Genomic DNA, 1,105 nt, shown 5'->3' with positions numbered 1-1,105 from the left:
GTATTCTCAATCCCCTGCAGTTGCGAGCGAAGGGCTGTAAGTCTTCTAATCAAATCGAAGCCGAGATTAACTTCTGAAATCAGATCCGCGCTCGTCATGACTCTCTTCTGAAGGATCGCAGTCTCATCCAGTAGAGCTCTTCGCGCCAGTTCAACTTCCTTCAAATGCTCTGAGTGCCTCTTGCCCAAGAAGTAGATTACGATTGTCGCAAAAACGGCAATTAGGGCAAGAACGGCTGCCATAAAGCCCAAACTCAGGCCCACAATATCGGGAATGGTGAACCCGAGCAACTTGATCACCTCTCCATCATCATTCGACATAGTTGGCCGCCAACTCGAAAATCTCCTTAAGATCAGCATCTGCCCGCTTCTGCCACTTTCTAACCCGATGGTCAGAACAGAACCTGTCGACTTTTGACCAAAACTGAGTCTTCTGATGAGCAGAGTACAAAACGATGTTGCTCCTACGTGCATCATCAACAATTTTCTCTCGCACAATGCAATTGGCGAGGACGAGACCGGTCGTCATGAAGTTGTCTGTCGCCGACAGCGAGAATAATTGATCATCAGCACCAGGTTCCAAAGCCATATCGATGAACATCAAAGCGCGTGAACTTTGCTCCGGATTAGCTAAAATTAGGTTCCAGGCACTTGTGGCATCAAAGCATTGCGTCACGTTAAACCCGCAGATTCTTAGCGCTGTCGCCATAATCTCGGAAAAGTGCGCCTCTTCATCTATAACGTACGCTGGTCTAAGCACAGTCATGATTTCTCCGATTGGTTCAATAGAGGCAGAACTATGGTGAAGATGGATCCTTCTCCACCCTGAGGTCGACCAGAGAACTTCATATCGCCCCCGTATGCATTCAGCCCACGTCTGCTTACACACAGGCCGAGCCCATTCCCACGCGTTGCTTCACGCAACGCGTTTCTAGCCCTGAACCCTTCTCGAAAGAGAGCCGGTACATCATCCTCTGCGACGCCAATTCCTTGATCAGACACCTGAAGCACAAGAGAGTTTCCATCAACAAACCAATGCAAGTCGATGCGCGGCACCTCAGTCCGTCTCGTGTATTTTATCGAATTCTCAACGAGGTTCCTCAATG

General features: G+C 49.0%; 3 protein-coding genes. All 3 read right to left on the bottom strand.

What is annotated here, in order from left to right:
* Positions 1-299 (bottom strand): hypothetical protein (locus Q5Y72_RS19675; protein WP_305965078.1); only part of this gene is annotated, 299 nt, incomplete at its 3' end.
* A 10-nt stretch (positions 300-309) separates the two neighbouring features.
* Positions 310-765, bottom strand: coding sequence for a hypothetical protein (locus Q5Y72_RS19670; protein WP_305965077.1), 456 nt, complete (start codon positions 763-765; stop codon positions 310-312).
* Positions 762-1,103: an ATP-binding protein gene (locus Q5Y72_RS20000; protein WP_371930872.1), complete on the bottom strand. Its 342-nt coding sequence runs from the start codon at positions 1,101-1,103 to the stop codon at positions 762-764. Before Q5Y72_RS20000 ends, Q5Y72_RS19670 begins: the two co-directional genes overlap by 4 nt.
* Between the last annotated feature and the right edge of the window lie 2 nt (positions 1,104-1,105).

It is taken from the genome of Paracoccus spongiarum, assembly GCF_030732095.1.
GTDB classification, from domain to species: Bacteria; Pseudomonadota; Alphaproteobacteria; order Rhodobacterales; family Rhodobacteraceae; genus Paracoccus; species Paracoccus spongiarum.
Note: the sequence above shows the minus strand (reverse complement) of the source record. Positions and strands in the feature narration are given on the sequence as shown.